The organism is Rheinheimera soli, assembly GCF_031457405.1.
GTDB lineage: Bacteria > Pseudomonadota > Gammaproteobacteria > Enterobacterales > Alteromonadaceae > Pararheinheimera > Pararheinheimera soli_A.
Genome location: NZ_JAVDWR010000017.1, coordinates 37,004 through 53,165 on the forward strand (window position 1 = coordinate 37,004; position 16,162 = coordinate 53,165).

The following is a 16,162-nucleotide window of genomic DNA, read 5'->3' on the forward strand; positions in this document are numbered from 1 at the left end:
GTATCTATATTTCTACCAGCACAAAGTGTTTATAAAGTACGTTCAACCTGAACTACTTCAAACACTTCAATCTGGTCGCCTTCACGCACGTCGTTGTAGTTCTTCACGCCGATACCACACTCGAAGCCGTTGCGTACTTCGGATACATCGTCTTTAACACGACGCAGCGACTCCAGTTCACCTTCGTAAATTACTACGTTGTCACGCAGTACACGAATTGGTGCGTTACGCTTAATGATACCTTCGGTCACCATACAACCTGCGATAGCACCAAACTTCGGTGAGCGGAACACGGCACGAACCTGAGCCAGACCAATGATCTGTTGTTTAAACTCAGGAGCTAACATACCTGTCATGGCTGCACGTACTTCGTCTAACAGTTCATAAATGATGCTGTAGTAACGTAAGTCCAGGTTCTCATCTTCGATGATCTTACGGGCAGTACCTTCGGCACGCACGTTGAAACCGATAACGATAGCTGAAGAAGCTGCGGCTAAAGTAGCGTCAGTTTCAGTAATACCACCCACACCGCTACCGATGATTTTGATTTTCACTTCATCAGTCGACAGTCGGCTCAGTGATTCACTGATAGCTTCCACAGAACCTTGTACGTCTGCTTTGAGAACTATGTTCAGTTCTGACACATCGCCTTCGGCCAGGTTGGCAAACATGTTCTCCAGCTTAGACTTCTGCTGACGAGCCAGTTTGACGTCACGGAATTTACCCTGACGGTACAAAGCAACTTCACGGGCTTTACGCTCGTCTTTCACTACAGTCACTTCATCACCAGCCTGAGGCACACCGGACAGACCTAAGATCTCAACCGGAATGGATGGGCCTGCGACTTTGATTTCTTTACCGTTTTCATCGCGCATTGCACGAACACGGCCGTATTCGAAACCACAAAGTACGATTTCGCCTTGTTGCAGTGTACCTTCCTGTACCAGGATGGAAGCAACAGGACCACGACCTTTATCCAGACGTGATTCAATCACCACACCACGGGCCAGACCTTTTCTCACTGCTTTTAATTCAAGCAATTCGGCCTGGTTCAGGATAGCTTCCAGCAGGTCATCGATACCCATACCGGTTTTTGCAGAGATAGGCACGAACTGAGTATCACCGCCCCACTCTTCAGAAATAACGCCAAACTGAGATAATTCGTTACGAACACGATCCGGATCTGCATCCGGTTTATCCATCTTGTTGACAGCAACAACCAGAGGCACACCAGCAGCTTTCGCATGCTGAATAGCTTCTTTGGTTTGTGGCATTACGCCATCGTCTGCTGCAACCACCAGAATAACGATATCTGTCGCTTTAGCACCACGGGCACGCATTGAAGTAAAGGCAGCGTGACCTGGTGTATCCAGGAAAGTCACCATACCGCGTTCTGTTTCTACATGGTAAGCACCTATATGCTGAGTAATACCACCGGCTTCGCCAGCTGCTACTTTTGCTTTACGGATGTAATCCAGTGTAGAGGTTTTACCGTGGTCAACGTGACCCATGACGGTAACAACCGGAGCACGAGGCTCTAACTCGCCTTCACCTTGACGGTCAGACATGACAGCTTCTTCCAGCTCGTTTTCTTTGGTCAGAGTGAACTTGTGGCCCATCTCTTCACACACGATAGCTGCGGTTTCCTGATCAATCACCTGGTTAATGGTTGCCATAGCACCCATTTTCATCATGACCTTGATCACTTCAGAAGCTTTAACGGCCATCTTCGAAGCTAATTCAGCTACTGTGATGGTTTCGCCAATTTTTACTTCACGTTCTACCGGCTGAGCTGGTTTGTTAAAACCATGCTGCATGCTGACAGGAGTTTTCTTTTTCTTGTGACGATTAGCGCGGTTAAAGGCATCTTTATCATCAGCATCATCTTTTTTCTTGGCTTTGCCAGCAGGGGCTTTTTTCGTTGTACGACGGCCACCACGTTCTTCACGGGCGTCCACTTCGTCTTCAGCGGCCTTGGCATAGACATTACTGGTTAAGTGATAATCAGCGTCTTCTGCTGCAGGTTTCGTTTCTTCTTTAGCCCAACGTTCAGCATTTTCTTCAGCTAAACGACGTGCAGCTTCAGCTTGTTGTAAAGCTTCGGCTTCCAGCTTACGTAACTGCTCAGCTTCCTGTTGTGCTTTGATGCGCTCAGCTTCAGCCTTAGCTTCTTCTTTCGCTGCACGACGAGCCGCTTCTTCCGGATCATCTTTCATTAACTGAGCATGTTTTGCTTCGTCACGTTTTTTCTGTTCAGCAGCTTTACGATCAGCTTCTTCTTTTGCTTTACGATTGGCTTCTTCTTTCACTTTTTGCTCTGCAGCTAAACGCTCATGTTCACGTTTTGCAGCTTCTGCTGCTTGTTCTGCGGCAATACGTTCTTCTTCAGCCAGCTTTGCAGCTTCTTCGCCAGAAGGACGTTTAACAAAAGTTTTTTGCTTACGCACTTCAACCTGAATTTCACGGTTGCGACCAGCGCCACCTGCCACACTCAGGGTGGTTTTTTCTTTACGAACTAACGTCAGTTTGGACGGTTCAGCGGACTGACCGCCGTGGGCACGGCTTAAGTGATCCAGAAGAGTTTTTTTCTCTTCTTCATTGACCATTTGGCCGACTTGTTTTGTTATGCCTGCATCCGCAAACTGTTGGATTATACGATCAACAGTCGTATTGACGTCACTGGCCAGTTTTTCTATGGTTACATCTGCCATGTCAGTTTTTACCTCCGTTGACCCACTTATTTGTCTTCACTGAACCAAACAATATTACGGGCAGCCATAATCAGCTCTGCCGCTTTTTCTTCAGTCATTTTTTCGATTTCAATCAAATCATCTACCCCAAGCTCTGCCAGATCATCAAGAGTGATGACCCCTTTGCTGGCCAACACATAAGCTGTGTGGGTACCAACACCTGGCAGATTAACTAATGCTTCACTAGGCGCTGAGCCTTCCAGTGATTCTTCGTTGGCCAGAGCTCGTGTGGTTAACACTGCTTTAGCACGTTTACGTAACTCTTCTACTGTATCTTCGTCTAAACCATCAACAGACAACAGTTCGCTGACTGGTACATAGGCGATTTCTTCTAAGGTTGAGAAACCTTCGTCTACTAATACACCGGCAAAATCTTCGTCGATTTCCAATGCAGTCATAAAGAGTTCCAACACCTTGGCGTTTTCTTCCTGGTGTTTGGTTTTCATTGCAGAAACTGTCATCACGTTTAATTCCCAACCTGTTAACTGGCTGGCTAAACGTACGTTCTGACCAGCACGACCAATGGCCATGGCCAGGTTGCTGTCTTCTACGGCTATGTCCATAGAGTGTTTGTCTTCATCAACGATGATAGAAGCCACTTCTGCCGGAGACATAGCGTTAATCACAAACTGAGCCGGATTGTCATCGAATAAAACGATATCAACACGTTCGCCCGTTAATTCGCTGGATACCGCCTGTACACGTGAACCACGCATACCGACACAAGCACCAACAGGGTCAATGCGGCGGTCGTTGGTTTTCACTGCTATCTTAGCGCGTGAACCTGGATCGCGTGCAGCACCACGAATTTCAATCATCTCTTCGCCGATTTCAGGCACTTCGATGCGGAATAATTCGATCAGCATTTCAGGACGGGTACGGCTTAAAAACAGTTGAGCACCACGAGCTTCTGGTTTTACTTCAAACAACAAAGTGCGGATACGATCGCCTGGACGGAAAGTCTCACGTGGCAACATCTCTTCTTTAGCTAACATAGCTTCCGCATTGTTACCTAAGTCGACAATGATGCTGTCGCGGTTTACTTTTTTCACGACGCCGGTCACTAACTCACCGACCTGGTCCACATAAGCTTCAACCACTTGTGAACGTTCTGCTTCACGTACTTTTTGTACTATGACCTGTTTCGCCATTTGTGTGGTGATACGGTCAAAGGTAATAGAATCGATTTGCTCTTCAACATAGTCGCCCACTTGTAAATGAGGTTCGTCGTATTGAGCTGCAGACAAGGTAATTTCGCGGTACGGATGTTCTTGTACCTGATCGTCCGGTATCACCATCCAGCGACGGAAAGTTTCATAAGAACCGGTTTTACGATCAATAGTCACGCGGACTTCGATGTCGCCTTCGTTTTTCTTTTTAGTGGCGGCCGCTAACGCGTACTCTAACGCCTGGAAAATTTTCTCGCGCGGAACTGATTTTTCGTTCGAGACCGCGTCTACTACTAATAAAATTTCTTTAGCCATATTATTTTGCCTCGCTTCGACCCGTGTATCAGAACACAGGCACTACGTTCGCTTTATCTACGTTATCCATCAGCAAACGGTAGAGTTTGCCATCCACTTCCACTACTAACATATCGTCTTCGATTTGTGTCAGCAGGCCTTTAAATTTGCGGCGTCCATCTTGAGGAATAGCCAATTTTACATCAATGATCTGACCAACAACTTTGGCAAAATGCTCTGGAGTAAAAAGAGGGCGGTCTAAACCAGGAGAGGACACTTCAAGGAAATATTCATTCGGGATAGGGTCTTCAACATCAAGTAACGCACTCACTTCACGGCTTACGGTGGCGCAGTGGTCCACAGTAATACCATCCTGATGGTCAATATAAACCCGCAGAATAGAGTGACGTCCAGCACGAACGAACTCTATGCCGACCAGCTCAAAGCCTGCGGCTTCTACTGTTGGCGTTAACAGCTCAGTTAACTGCTGTTCTTGTTTAGTCAAAGAGACCTCCAGAAATAAAAAAAGGGCATAGAGCCCAGAATAGTAGTACAACCTTGGCGCCAGATATAAAAACGCCCCGAAATCTCGGGGCGACTTTAGAGCTGACTGGACTTTGATATCGCCAATCAAAATCCTGAATTCTGTAGGCTTCACAGTGAACTGTTTAACCTGGGCATAGCTTCTGCTAAACAAAAGCATCTTACGGTTACAATTTGTCTGTTTAATGAAACTTGCGAAGTTTTATTTATCAGTCAATTAAATTGGTTGCGGGAGCCGGATTTGAACCGACGACCTTCGCCCGGAGTTATAAAGAGGAGCCCGTGGGCTAATTCCTTTATTTCCTTCGAACCTTGGCGAATTTGGTTGCGGGAGCCGGATTTAAACCGACGACCTTCGCCCGAGGTTATAAAGAGGAGCCCGTGGGCTAATTTCTTTATTTCCTTCGAACCTTGGCGAATTTGGTTGCGGGAGCCGGATTTGAACCGACGACCTTCGGGTTATGAGCCCGACGAGCTACCAGGCTGCTCCATCCCGCGTCCGTAAGCGACGCACATTATATAGTCCTGGTCTGACTATCGCAAGCTTAGTTTCTTCTACTTTGCTTGCCGTGCTTTGTATATTGGTGCCGAGAGCGGGACTTGAACCCGCACGCCCGAAGGCACTACCACCTCAAGGTAGCGTGTATACCAATTTCACCATCTCGGCTAAAAATCAGAGGTGCAATCAGTTTCCTACAGGAATATCTGATGCTGGCTTTTTCTCTTCGACGGCGTCAGCTGCTTTAGTGTCAACTGGCACAGATAAATCCTGCCACTCGTCTACAGCTTTCACACGGTCTGTGCTTAAGTTACCTAACAACAGACTCAGAGCAAAAAATAAAGTCGCCAGTACAGTCGTAGTACGAGTTAAAAAGTTACCTGTACCTGAAGAGCCAAAAATAGTGGCTGAACCGCCAGCGCCAAATGAAGCGCCCATGTCTGCGCCTTTACCGTGCTGGATTAATACCAGAACAATCAGGGCCAATGCGACTAACAGATACAATACAATAAACAATTCGTACATTATGAATCCTTTGCCATTGTGCAAATCGCAGAAAACTCTGCCACTTTCAAACTGGCGCCACCAATAAGGGCACCGTCTATGTCCGCCTCTGCAAACAGGGCTTCACAATTGGTTGCAGTGACACTGCCACCATAAATAATTCTTAACACATCTGCTGCCTGCGCATCATATTGCGCCAGATGTTGGCGGATAAAGTGATGCACTTGCTGAGCTTGCTGAGGTGTCGCTGTCCGACCTGTGCCTATGGCCCAAACCGGTTCGTAACTTACCACAGAACGCGCCAGCAAATAAGGCTGCGCAGCATACACCGCATCTAATTGCCGTGCAAGAACCTCTAAAGTTTTTTCTTCTTCTCTTTGCTGCAGAGTTTCGCCAACACAAACTACTGGGGTTAAACCTGCATCAATGGCTACTTTCACTTTTTGACTGATCACAGTATCAAGTTCGCCATACAAAGCGCGGCGTTCAGAATGACCAATAATGACATGGGAAGCACCAGCGGCCAGTAGCATATCTGCTGAAATTTCGCCGGTAAAGGCCCCGCTATGCTGTTCGCTCACATTCTGAGCACCCAACTTGTAGTTCTGATGTTTTGGAAAGTCAGTTAGAAGAATTACCGGTGGGCAGATCAAAATTTCTGGTAAGGGCTGTTTTAACACAGACAAGGCATCTGACATCTGTTGAACCAGATCTGAGTTACCATTCATTTTCCAGTTAGCGACCACTAACGGCTTACGTTGTCTCATGTTATTGCCTCTGTAGTAAAACGGGCGAGATAGTAACGAACCTCACCCGTTCAAACAAGACTTGATGGCTAAATTAGCAATTTTTAGCTGGCGATCTTCACTGCGTCGGCTATTTTTTGTGCAAATTGTTGTACTTCGTCTTGTATCCTTCCTTCAACCATTACACGAATCAGGGGTTCAGTACCAGATTTTCGGATCAAAACACGGCCCTGGCCGTTTAAATCCTGCTCAACTTGTTGTATCACTTTCTTGACGTGTAAATTATCTAAAGGTGCTGTGCCCTTCTCAAACTTCACGTTCACCAGCACTTGTGGCATCTTGGTCATGCCCTGTGCCAGATCAGCCAGAGACAGCTTTGCTTCCAGCATGGCAGTTAAAACCTGGATGGATGCGATAATACCGTCGCCTGTGCCTGCGTGATCCAGGTTCAGTACGTGACCAGAGTTTTCACCACCAATACGCCAGTTTTTTTGCGCCAGCATTTCAACCACATAACGGTCGCCGACATTAGAGCGGGCAAATGGAATATTTAACTCGGCTAATGCCAGCTCTAATCCCATATTGCTCATCAGAGTTCCCACTACACCGCCCTGCAGCTTATTCAGCTTTTGGGCATTACGGGCAATGATATAAACAATTTCATCGCCATCAATGACGCGACCAGTGTGATCCACCATCATCACGCGGTCACCATCGCCGTCGTAGGCAATACCTAAGTCTGCGCCGGTTTCTACCACAGTTTTCTGTAACAGGTCGGTATGGGTGGCACCACAATGATCATTGATGTTTAAGCCGTTTGGATGAATACCAATGGCCTCAACATCAGCTCCTAGTTCGCGGAATACGTTAGGGGCTATGTGATAAGTGGCACCATGGGCGCAATCCAATACTATTTTTAAACCATTCAGGGATAAATGATTTGGTATATGACTTTTACAAAATTCGATATAACGGCCAGCTGCATCATCAATACGCATCGCCTTACCTAAACGCTCAGACGATTCACAAACCATAGGCTGTTCCATTGCAGCTTCGATCGCCAACTCTACATCATCAGGTAATTTAGTACCGTCGGCAGAAAAAAACTTAATACCGTTATCATAATAAGGATTGTGTGAAGCGCTGATCACAATGCCTGCTTCTGCACGGAAAGTGCGTGTCAGGTAAGACACTGCAGGTGTTGGCATAGGGCCCAACAAACGCACATCCACACCAGCAGCCACTAATCCAGCTTCTAATGCAGTTTCTAATAAATACCCTGAAATACGGGTGTCTTTACCAATCAATACTTTTTTGGTGCCACGCTGAGATAACACCCTGCCAGCAGCCCAGCCTAACTTCATCGCAAATTCTGGCGTAATTGGAAACTCGCCTACTTTGCCACGTACACCATCAGTGCCAAAATACTTCCTAGACATGCTCTACTCCAAATAAGGTGGCACAAGCAACAGCAACGGCTTGCACAGTTTCTTTCACATCGTGCACACGAATAATGCGCGCACCTTTGATGACAGCTATTGTGGCACAGGCCAAACTACCTGCCAAACGATCATCCAGTTGAACGCTCAATAACTGACCAATCATCGATTTGCGCGACATTCCAACTAACAGAGGGTAATTTAACGCCTGTACCTCTGAAAGCTGACTTAACAGCTGGTAGTTATGCTGCAAACTTTTGCCAAAGCCAAAACCAGGGTCGAGAATAATCTGGTTTTTGGGGATACCTGCGGCGATACAGACCTCTGCCCTTTGCTTTAAAAAATCACACACCTCTTTGACCACATCCTGATACAGAGGAGACTGTTGCATAGTTCTGGGTTGTCCCTGCATATGCATCAGACAAACAGGCACTTTGGCGGCAACAGCCACCTCAACAGCACCGGGGTCCAGCAAGGCTTTGATATCGTTAATTAAATCAGCTCCAGCAGCCACAGCTTCTTTCATCACTTGTGCTTTACAGGTATCAATGGAGATCACACAATCCAGTTCAGAACGAATAGCCTCAATCACAGGCAGGACTCTGTCGAGTTCTTGTTGTAAAGGCACTTCTTGTGCACCAGGGCGGGTCGACTCTCCGCCAATATCCAAAATAGCAGCACCAGCCGCAAGCATGGCGCGAGCTTCAGTCAGAGCTGCTGCTTTCCCAATAAAACGGCCGCCATCAGAAAATGAATCTGGGGTGATATTCAAAATTCCCATCACTTTAGGGCGGGATAAATCCAGCTGACGATTGCGGGGTAACTGCAACACCATAAAAATACTCCTTCAACCTCTCCATCACCGCAACAAGAGTCCGGCCTCCACCTGAGGCATTTAGCCGACATCACCCCGACAGTTGCGACATACCGCACATCCTGCACATCGTCGCAACAACGTTCCCGACAGTTGCGACATACCGCACATCCTGCACATAGCACAAACCCCGGGGATTCCCGGGGTTTGCTTGATCAGAACTAAAGTTTTACAGAGGGTTTTCTGTGGATGGTTCTGACGGACTTACAGCATCAACAGGCTTGGTGTCATCGCTGTCCGAGCCTTTGTTTTTGTCCTTTGGTTCCCAGTTTTCTGGCTGACGCACAGTACGACGATTCATCAGATCATCAATTTGTCTGGAATCAATAGTTTCATACAACATCAGCGCTTCTTTCATCGCATGCAAAATATCCATGTTTTCTTCAATCAGGGTTTTTGCTCTGTTGTAGTTACGGTCGATAATAGCTTTGATCTCTGAATCAATAATACTGGCCGTTTCATCAGACATGTTTTTCGCTTTACCCATACTGCGGCCCAGGAATACTTCGCCTTCTTCTTCGGCATACAACAGAGGACCTAACTTGTCCGAAAAGCCCCACTGAGTCACCATGTTACGCGCGATAGAGGTCGCGTATTTGATGTCCTGCGAAGCGCCTGTTGATACTGAATCAATACCGTAAATCAACTCTTCAGCCAAACGGCCACCGTAGGCCACTGAAATTTTACTTTCAAGTTTACGACGACTGATACTGATGGCATCGGCTTCTGGTAAAAAGAAGGTTACGCCTAAAGCACGGCCACGTGGAATGATAGTGACTTTGTGCACAGGGTCATGCTCTGGCACCAGACAGCCCACAATAGCGTGTCCTGCTTCGTGATAAGCCGTCATTTCTTTTTCTGCTTCCGACATCACCATAGAACGGCGCTCTGCACCCATCATGATTTTATCTTTGGCTTTTTCAAACTCTTCCATGCCAACTACACGATTGTTACCACGGGCAGCAAACAATGCTGCTTCGTTCACCAGGTTCGCTAAATCGGCACCGGAGAATCCCGGAGTACCACGAGCTATGACACTGGCTTTCACATCGTCACCTAAAGGCACTTTACGCATATGTACTTTAAGAATTTGTTCACGGCCACGCACATCAGGTAAACCTACCACCACCTGACGGTCAAAACGGCCTGGTCTTAATAAAGCAGCGTCTAATACGTCTGGTCTGTTGGTTGCGGCGATAATGATGATCCCTTCGTTACCATCAAAACCATCCATTTCCACCAGCATCTGGTTTAATGTCTGTTCACGTTCATCATGACCACCACCTAAACCTGCACCACGCTGACGGCCAACGGCGTCAATTTCATCGATAAAGATAATGCAAGGCGCTGCCTTTTTAGCCTGTTCGAACATATCACGCACACGGCTGGCACCAACACCCACAAACATTTCAACAAAATCAGAACCTGATATCGCGAAAAATGGCACTTTAGCTTCACCGGCAATAGCCTTGGCTAACAGGGTTTTACCTGTACCTGGTGGGCCGACCATTAAAATACCTTTTGGAATTTTACCGCCAAGCTTCTGGAACCGTGATGGGTCTTTTAAATAATCCACCAGCTCAGACACTTCTTCTTTCGCTTCATCACAACCTGCAACGTCAGCAAAAGTAGTTTTGATTTGATCTTCGCCCATTAAACGGGCACGGCTTTTACCAAAGGACATAGCGCCTTTGCCACCGCCACCTTGCATCTGGCGCATAAAGAAAATCCAGACGCCTATTAATAACAGCATAGGGAACCAGGAAATAAAAATCTGTCCCAGCATGCTTGGGCTTTCCGGCGCAGTGCCAGAAAAGGTGATGTCATTTTTGTACATGTCATCAATCAGTTTTGGATCATAGCCAGTTGGGATCACAGTTTCAAAACGGTCGCCTGAACGTTTTATACCAGTGATCACGCCTTTCTGTTCCTTCACCTCGCGGATCTGGCCCTGACTGGCTTCTTTCAGAAACTGGGTATAACTCATTTGCTTTTCTGCTTTATCAGCAGGACCAAAACTATTAAATACCGACATCAATACAACGGCGATAACCAGCCATACGATGAGATTTTTTGCCATGTCACTCAAGGTGAGAACCTCTCAGTTACGAAAACAGTTACGAAAAAACAGTTACATTAAAATGAAACTATCGCTACTTTACTAGACTTTAAAGCCTGTCGCTACGATATATGTCTCACTGGATCGTGCCCGGGACGAGTCAGGTTTACGAATTCGTACCGTAGTAAATACACTGCGAACCTGCTGTACAAAGGGCTCGAAGCCTTCTCCATGAAATACTTTGACCACAAAACTGCCGTTTTTCTTCAATACGTTGTTACACATTTCCAGCGCCAGTTCAACCAGATACATACTTCTGGACTGATCCACTGTGCTGTTACCACTCATATTCGGGGCCATATCGGACAATACGACATCCACATTGCGGCCACCAATACGCTCTAACAACGCATTTAATACAACCTCTTCACGAAAGTCCCCTTGCAAAAAGGCAACACCAGCTAAAGGGTCCATTGGCAGAATATCACAAGCCACCACACAACCAGCCTGCCCTACCAATTCAGCAGCACGGGCCGACCAACTGCCTGGTGCTGACCCCAGATCTACGACCGTCATGCCCGTTTTGATCAGTTTATCTTTGTCCTGAATTTCATCCAGCTTAAAAGCAGCGCGGGATCTTAGCCCTAATTTTTGCGCTTTTTGCACAAAAGGGTCGCTTACGTGTTCCTGTAACCAGCGAGACGAGCTGGCGGAACGTTTTTTCTTTGTCATCTGAGTACTCTTAAATAGTCTTCATAGCAAGATGGCGGTACAATAGTGCAATTTCAAGCTTTCCAACACGGAAAATCTACACATATGAACCTTAGTAATAAACAAAAACAGTTTTTAAAAGCCAAAGCACATGAGTTAAAGCCAACCATTTTACTGGGTGGCAACGGATTAACTGAAGGTGTAATGGCCGAGATTGATTTGGCGTTAGAGCACCATGAATTGATCAAAGTCAAAGTTCCAAGCATCGATCGCGAAGAAAAAGTTGCCATCATGGACGCCATAGTGCGTGAAGCCAAAGCTCAAAAAGTACAGGTGATTGGCCATATTCTGGTGATCTATCGCGCTGCCAAAGAGAAAAAGTTACATATTCCAAAAGGTTAATCTGTACCTTTTAAGTAACCTGCGGCCTGCAACGACAAGCGGGCCGACTCTTCATTTTCCGCAATATGCCGTGTCAGATAGACAGGTTTTTCCACTTCAGTTGCTTTTAAATACTGCCAGGTGAGCATCTCGTCTGCTGGTAACAGCAGCTCGACGTGATGCAAATTATGCGTAAAAGCCCAGACCGAATTTTGTTTCATCAACTCCAGGGCTTGAGCGGGGCTGGCTTGCCATTGTCTCATATCCAGCGCTATAGCCCAGGGTTCAGCCACCAAAGGCAAGACTAAAGTGCGAAAATCTCTGATGTATTCTTCAGTACTCAAGACTGAAGATACGCCAAAAACCTGTACCCAAAGTACCCGATCTATCAATTGAAGTTGATAAGCTTTTGTCTGGCCTCTTTGCATAGATAGTCTGGTCCCCAAAGATAAGTAAGGCGGCCTGAGCCGCCTTACTTTTTAACAAGCCCAGTTTATAAATACTGCACCTGCGTGATCTCAAACTCCACCATACCAGCTGGCGTATTGATCGTCACAACATCTTCTTCTGCTTTACCAATTAAACCCCGGGCTATAGGTGAATTCACCGATATTCTGAAGTTTTTAATATCTGCCTCATCATCACCCACAATACGGTAGGTTACTTCCTCTTCCGTATCCAGGTTCAGAATAGTCACAGTAGAACCAAAAATCACTTTGCCGTTATTAGGCAACTTAGTGATATCGATGATCTGTGCGTTAGATAACTTAGCTTCAATATCCTGAATACGGCCTTCACAAAACCCCTGTTGTTCACGGGCTGCGTGGTATTCCGCATTCTCTTTTAAATCACCATGGGCACGCGCTTCAGCAATAGCTAAAACGATAGCCGGACGTTTCACGGTTTTCAGCTCTTGCAGTTCGTCCCGCAAGCGTTGAGCACCCTGAACCGTCATAGGGATCTGACTCATCCGTATACTCTCTTATGTAGTTCCTGCACTGATGCAACTGTAGCAAAGGCATTAGCTGCATTGGCTTTACAGGTTGCAAAAGCTGCATTTAAAGTTGTGGTGTAGTTGGCTTTATGTTGCAGCGCGCCACGTCGTAACACTTTGGAGTCTTCAATGGCCTGACGACCTTCAGTAGTGTTAACAATATAGCTGTATTCGCCGTTTTTGATCCGGTCCAGAATATGCGGACGACCTTCAAATACTTTGCTGACAGTACGGCATTCAATGCCTGCTGCAGTTAAAGCTTTGGCAGTACCACCAGTTGCATCCAGCTCGAAACCCAGCTCAACCATAGTTCTTGCTAATTCAACAACGCGCACTTTATCGCTGTCACGCACTGAAAGTAAAGCACGACCACCAGTTGGGATCACAGTGCCTGCGCCTAACTCTGCTTTGGCAAAAGCTTCAGCGAAGGTATCACCCACGCCCATCACTTCACCTGTTGAGCGCATTTCAGGGCCGAGGATTGGATCCACACCAGGAAATTTATTAAAGGGGATCACCACTTCTTTCACAGAGAAATAAGGTGGAATGATTTCTTTAGTAATACCCTGGGATGCTAACGACTGGCCAGCCATACAGCGGGCGCCGACCTTGGCCACTGCCATACCTGTAGCTTTTGACACAAAAGGCACAGTACGGGCAGCACGAGGGTTCACTTCAATCAGATAAATTTCGTTATCTTTGACAGCAAACTGAGTATTCATTAAGCCGACTACACCCAGCTCCAGCGCCAGCTTTTTCACCTGCTCACGCATTCTGTCCTGCACATCAACAGATAAGCTGTGTGGAGGTAAAGAACAGGCTGAGTCGCCTGAATGCACACCAGCCTGCTCAATGTGTTCCATAATGCCGCCGATAATGACTTCTTTACCGTCACAAATGGCGTCTATATCCACTTCAATGGCGTCATCAAGGAAACGGTCCAGCAGGACAGGAGAGTCGTTCGACACGCTGACCGCTTCGGTCATATAACGACGTAAGTCGATATCGTCATAGACGATTTCCATGGCCCGGCCACCTAAAACATAAGATGGACGCACCACCATTGGGTAACCAATGCCAGGGGCTTTGGCGATGGCTTCTTCCAGACTGGTGACAGTAGCATTTTGTGGCTGCTTTAAACCTAAACGCTCTACCGCGTGCTGGAAACGCTCACGGTCTTCAGCACGGTCAATAGCATCTGGTGAAGTACCAATAATTGGCACTCCATTCGCTTCTAAAGCACGGGCTAATTTTAACGGTGTCTGGCCGCCGTACTGAACAATAACGCCTTTGGGCTGTTCTTTGATCACGATTTCCAGTACGTCTTCCAGGGTAATAGATTCAAAGTACAGGCGATCTGAGGTGTCGTAGTCTGTTGATACGGTTTCAGGGTTACAGTTGACCATAATAGTCTCGTAACCGTCTTCACGTAATGCCAGAGCAGCGTGTACACAGCAGTAGTCAAACTCAATGCCCTGACCGATGCGGTTTGGACCACCACCAATAATCATGATTTTGTCACGATTGGTGGGTGCAGCTTCGCATTCTTCATCGTAGGTGCTGTACATGTAGGCCGTGTCTGATGAAAATTCAGCAGCACAGGTATCTACACGTTTATACACTGGGTGCAGGCCAAAGCTGTGACGCTTTTTACGCACTTCACCTTCAGCTACGCCTAATAAATCGGCCAGACGTTGGTCAGCAAAACCTTTACGTTTTAAGACCTTTAAGCGTTTTTCATCTAAACCGGCAAAACCAGCAGCTTGCACTGCGGCTTCTTCTTTTAGTAAATCTTCAATCTGGACCAGGAACCAGTGATCGATTTTGGTCAGCGCATAGATTTCATCCATGCTCATGCCCAAACGAAACGCATCGGCTATATACCAAATGCGGTGCGAACCAGGCTCACGCAGTTCACGGATGATTTTTTCTTTGGCTTCAGGAGCACGAATATCAATGATTGGATCTAAACCGCAGACACCAATTTCCAGACCACGTAAGGCTTTTTGCAGCGATTCTTGTTGGTTACGACCAATAGCCATCACTTCACCCACAGACTTCATCTGTGTGGTTAAGCGGTCATTTGCACCAGCAAATTTTTCGAAGTTAAAACGTGGCACTTTAGTGACTACGTAGTCGATGCTTGGCTCAAACGAAGCTGGTGTTTTACCACCTGTAATATCGTTTGCCAGTTCGTCCAGTGTATAACCACAAGCAAGCTTGGCTGCTACCTTAGCGATAGGGAAACCCGTTGCTTTAGAGGCTAGAGCTGAAGAGCGCGATACACGTGGGTTCATCTCGATGATGACCATACGGCCATCTTCAGGATTGATACCAAACTGTACGTTTGAACCACCGGTTTCCACACCGATTTCACGCAGTACAGCCAAAGAGGCGTTACGCATGATTTGGTATTCTTTATCCGTTAGGGTCTGAGCCGGGGCTACAGTGATCGAGTCACCCGTGTGCACACCCATAGGGTCGAAGTTTTCGATAGAACACACGATGATGCAGTTATCGTTTTTATCACGAACTACTTCCATCTCGTATTCTTTCCAACCGATCAGCGATTCATCAATCAGCAACTCTTTAGTTGGTGATAAATCCAGGCCACGGGTACAGATTTCTTCAAATTCTTCGCGGTTGTAAGCAATACCACCACCTGAACCACCCATAGTGAAAGATGGACGGATGATGCACGGGAAACCAATAGTTTCCAGTACGCCGTAGGCTTCTTCCATGGAGTGAGCAAAACCCGCACGTGGGCAAGACAGGCCGATAGAACGCATAGCTTTATCGAAACGGCCACGGTCTTCTGCTTTGTCGATGGCATCCGCAGTCGCGCCAATCATTTCGACATTGTATTTTGCCAGCACACCATGACGCTCTAAATCCAGCGCACAGTTTAATGCGGTCTGACCGCCCATGGTCGGCAACACCGCACATGGACGTTCTTTTTCAATGATTTTCTCTACCACTTGCCAGTGGATAGGTTCGATGTAGGTTGCATCGGCCATTTCCGGATCGGTCATGATAGTGGCAGGGTTAGAGTTCACCAGAATGACACGGTAACCCTCTTCCTTTAATGCTTTACAGGCTTGAGCACCTGAATAATCGAACTCACAAGCCTGACCAATCACAATAGGACCGGCGCCGAGGATAAGAATACTTTTAAGATCGGTACGTTTTGGCATAGCTA

At 46.9% G+C, this 16,162-nt stretch carries 13 protein-coding genes and 2 tRNA genes; 1 reads left to right on the forward strand and 14 read right to left on the reverse strand.

All coding sequences use genetic code 11. The annotated features are described in order from the left end of the window. Positions 1 to 29 precede the first annotated feature (29 nt). From infB to rlmE, 11 genes are all read right to left on the reverse strand, one after another. A complete protein-coding gene (gene infB / locus J2W69_RS17245; RefSeq protein WP_310280793.1) occupies positions 30 to 2,711 on the reverse strand; it encodes a translation initiation factor IF-2 in 2,682 nt (893 codons plus the stop codon). A 26-nt stretch (positions 2,712 to 2,737) separates the two neighbouring features. Beyond that, positions 2,738 to 4,234: a transcription termination factor NusA gene (gene nusA, locus J2W69_RS17250; protein WP_310280795.1), complete on the reverse strand. Its 1,497-nt coding sequence runs from the start codon at positions 4,232 to 4,234 to the stop codon at positions 2,738 to 2,740. Between the two features lie 28 nt (positions 4,235 to 4,262). Beyond that, a complete protein-coding gene (gene rimP, locus J2W69_RS17255) occupies positions 4,263 to 4,718 on the reverse strand; it encodes a ribosome maturation factor RimP (RefSeq protein ID WP_233079015.1) in 456 nt (151 codons plus the stop codon). A 459-nt stretch (positions 4,719 to 5,177) separates the two neighbouring features. Continuing rightward, positions 5,178 to 5,254: transfer RNA gene (locus tag J2W69_RS17260), tRNA-Met, on the reverse strand. Positions 5,255 to 5,338: 84 nt separating this feature from the next. Continuing rightward, a tRNA-Leu gene (locus tag J2W69_RS17265) sits at positions 5,339 to 5,423 on the reverse strand. An 18-nt stretch (positions 5,424 to 5,441) separates the two neighbouring features. Continuing rightward, on the reverse strand, positions 5,442 to 5,780 hold the full coding sequence (gene secG, locus J2W69_RS17270) for a preprotein translocase subunit SecG (RefSeq protein ID WP_310280798.1): 339 nt from the start codon (positions 5,778 to 5,780) through the stop codon (positions 5,442 to 5,444). Further along, positions 5,780 to 6,526, reverse strand: coding sequence for a triose-phosphate isomerase (tpiA, locus tag J2W69_RS17275; protein ID WP_310280800.1), 747 nt, complete (start codon positions 6,524 to 6,526; stop codon positions 5,780 to 5,782). The genes secG and tpiA overlap by 1 nt, the downstream gene beginning before the upstream one ends. Positions 6,527 to 6,609: 83 nt before the next feature. Further along, a complete protein-coding gene (gene glmM, locus J2W69_RS17280) occupies positions 6,610 to 7,944 on the reverse strand; it encodes a phosphoglucosamine mutase (RefSeq protein WP_310280802.1) in 1,335 nt (444 codons plus the stop codon). Next, the gene (gene folP / locus J2W69_RS17285; RefSeq protein ID WP_310280804.1) at positions 7,937 to 8,779 is read right to left on the reverse strand and encodes a dihydropteroate synthase; all 843 of its coding nucleotides are present in this window, start codon (positions 8,777 to 8,779) and stop codon (positions 7,937 to 7,939) included. Before folP ends, glmM begins: the two co-directional genes overlap by 8 nt. A 208-nt stretch (positions 8,780 to 8,987) precedes the next feature. Continuing rightward, the gene (gene ftsH / locus J2W69_RS17290) at positions 8,988 to 10,898 is read right to left on the reverse strand and encodes an ATP-dependent zinc metalloprotease FtsH (protein ID WP_310280807.1); all 1,911 of its coding nucleotides are present in this window, start codon (positions 10,896 to 10,898) and stop codon (positions 8,988 to 8,990) included. A gap of 81 nt (positions 10,899 to 10,979) precedes the next feature. After that, complete coding sequence (gene rlmE / locus J2W69_RS17295; RefSeq protein ID WP_310280809.1) at positions 10,980 to 11,609, reverse strand: 23S rRNA (uridine(2552)-2'-O)-methyltransferase RlmE; 630 nt, start codon at positions 11,607 to 11,609, stop codon at positions 10,980 to 10,982. Positions 11,610 to 11,693: 84 nt separating this feature from the next. Between rlmE and yhbY the strand changes: the two genes are divergently transcribed. Continuing rightward, positions 11,694 to 11,990: a ribosome assembly RNA-binding protein YhbY gene (gene yhbY / locus J2W69_RS17300; protein ID WP_008900389.1), complete on the forward strand. Its 297-nt coding sequence runs from the start codon at positions 11,694 to 11,696 to the stop codon at positions 11,988 to 11,990. Here the strand turns inward: yhbY and J2W69_RS17305 are convergent. The 3 genes from J2W69_RS17305 to carB all read right to left on the reverse strand — a co-directional run bounded on the left by J2W69_RS17305 (position 11,987) and on the right by carB (position 16,157). Then, positions 11,987 to 12,397: a hypothetical protein gene (locus tag J2W69_RS17305; protein ID WP_310280811.1), complete on the reverse strand. Its 411-nt coding sequence runs from the start codon at positions 12,395 to 12,397 to the stop codon at positions 11,987 to 11,989. The genes yhbY and J2W69_RS17305 overlap by 4 nt on opposite strands. Before the next feature lie 65 nt (positions 12,398 to 12,462). Beyond that, the gene (gene greA, locus J2W69_RS17310; RefSeq protein WP_008900391.1) at positions 12,463 to 12,939 is read right to left on the reverse strand and encodes a transcription elongation factor GreA; all 477 of its coding nucleotides are present in this window, start codon (positions 12,937 to 12,939) and stop codon (positions 12,463 to 12,465) included. Then, on the reverse strand, positions 12,936 to 16,157 hold the full coding sequence (gene carB / locus J2W69_RS17315) for a carbamoyl-phosphate synthase large subunit (RefSeq protein ID WP_310280814.1): 3,222 nt from the start codon (positions 16,155 to 16,157) through the stop codon (positions 12,936 to 12,938). Before carB ends, greA begins: the two co-directional genes overlap by 4 nt. Positions 16,158 to 16,162: the final 5 nt, after the last annotated feature.